Origin of the sequence: Virgibacillus proomii, assembly GCF_900162615.1 — a bacterium.
In the GTDB taxonomy this organism is placed as follows: Bacteria; Bacillota; Bacilli; order Bacillales; family Amphibacillaceae; genus Virgibacillus; species Virgibacillus proomii.
The window spans coordinates 1-1,684 of the sequence record NZ_FUFN01000005.1 but is presented as its reverse complement, the minus strand read 5'-3'; the positions used below and the strand labels follow the sequence as shown (position 1 = coordinate 1,684).

General features: G+C 36.0%; 1 protein-coding gene. It reads left to right on the top strand.

Going from position 1 to position 1,684, the window contains the following annotated elements:
- Positions 1-71: 71 nt before the first annotated feature.
- A protein-coding gene (locus BN1066_RS19650; RefSeq protein ID WP_143695710.1) for an IS3 family transposase occupies positions 72-1,636 on the top strand; the annotation gives its coding sequence in 2 pieces (ribosomal slippage) (positions 72-711 and positions 711-1,636; 1,566 coding nt in all).
- Positions 1,637-1,684 lie beyond the last annotated feature (48 nt).

Below are 1,684 nucleotides of genomic sequence, written 5' to 3'. Positions count from 1 at the left end.
TCTGATATGCTCCCCTTAAAGTAGACAGATTAAAAAATAAAAATCTGTTATTACCTTAAGGGGAGTTTTTTATGTCCAATAAATATAAATTTTACTCTAGACAGTTTAAGTATGAAGTGTTAAAGGCATATAAGAATGAAGATTATACGCTAATAGAATTATGTTCAAAATACGGAATTTCGGAGGTAACTCTGTATGATTGGGCTAATAAATATGAGAAATACGGTCTCAATGGATTGGAGAACTCAAGGACATGGAAGTCATATTCTAAAGATTTAAAACAAGCAGCTGTAGAAGATTATATATCAGGGGAGTATTCTCAACGGGAGGTCATTCGCAAGTATAAAATATCTAGCACATCCGTACTTCGAAAATGGATAAAGCAGTATAATAGTCATAGAGAATTAAAGGATACGTCGAAAGGAAGAACGAGCTCGATGACTAAAGGGAGAAAAACAACTTGGAAAGAACGAATTGAGATGGTACAAGATGCCTTAGCGAACGGGAAGAATTATCAACAAACTGCGGATAATCATCAAGTGTCTTACCAACAAATATATCAATGGGTACGTAAATATGAAGATGGTGGATGGGATGCGTTAAAGGATAGAAGAGGACGTTCTAAAAGTGAAAATGAGTTAACTTCCGAAGAAAAAATGAAGTTAGAAATGCATCGAATCGCAAAGGAGAACGAACGTTTACGTGCAGAGAATGCTTTCTTAAAAAAGTTAGAGGAGATCGAAAGGAGGCGAAAATAAGCCAAATCCGATTTGAGGATAAGTATGTCGCTATTCAAGAGCTTCACCAGAATGAAGGGTTAAGCATTCGTTTACTTTGTGAAATCGCGGGAATTGCACGTTCTGCATACTATAAGTGGCTAAATCGTACTCCTTCATCCAGAGAAATACAGAATAAAGAAATTATCAAAGAGGTGCAAATACTCCATGAAAAAGTGGGTGGTATATTTGGTTATCGTCAAATGACCCTTCACATGAATAGAAAGTTCGAGGAGAAACTTAATCATAAAAGAATCTATCGGTTGATGAAAGTGGCTGGATTACGCTCTGTCATTCGTGTCAAGAAGAAGCGATATAAACGCTCTACACCTCAACATGTGGCAGACAATATATTAAATCGTGAATTCCAAGCCGAAAAACCAAATGAAAAATGGGTAACGGACGTTACAGAATTTAAGTATGACCAATCAAAAAAGGCCTATTTAAGTGCGATTCGTGATCTTTATGACGGATCCATTATAAGTTATGTTCTAGGACATTCCAACAATAATCAACTTGTATTTAAGACACTTGATCAAGCCACAGTACTATTGAATGAAGAACAGCCTCTTATCCATAGTGACCGTGGATTCCAATACACCTCTAAAGGGTTCAAACGTAAAATAGATGCGGCAGAGATGACACAAAGCATGTCACGAGTTGGTCGGTGTATTGATAATGGACCAATGGAGTCTTTTTTTGGGACACTGAAATGTGAGAAGTATTATTTACATAAATATAAAACATTTGAGGAACTTACTACTGCGATAGATGAGTATATTCATTTTTATAATTATGAAAGGTATCAAAAGCGATTAAACGGCCTTAGCCCTATGGAATATAGAGCTAAAGCCACTTAAATCTTTTTTATTATTTCCACTGTCTACTTGACAGGGGGCAGTTCAAGT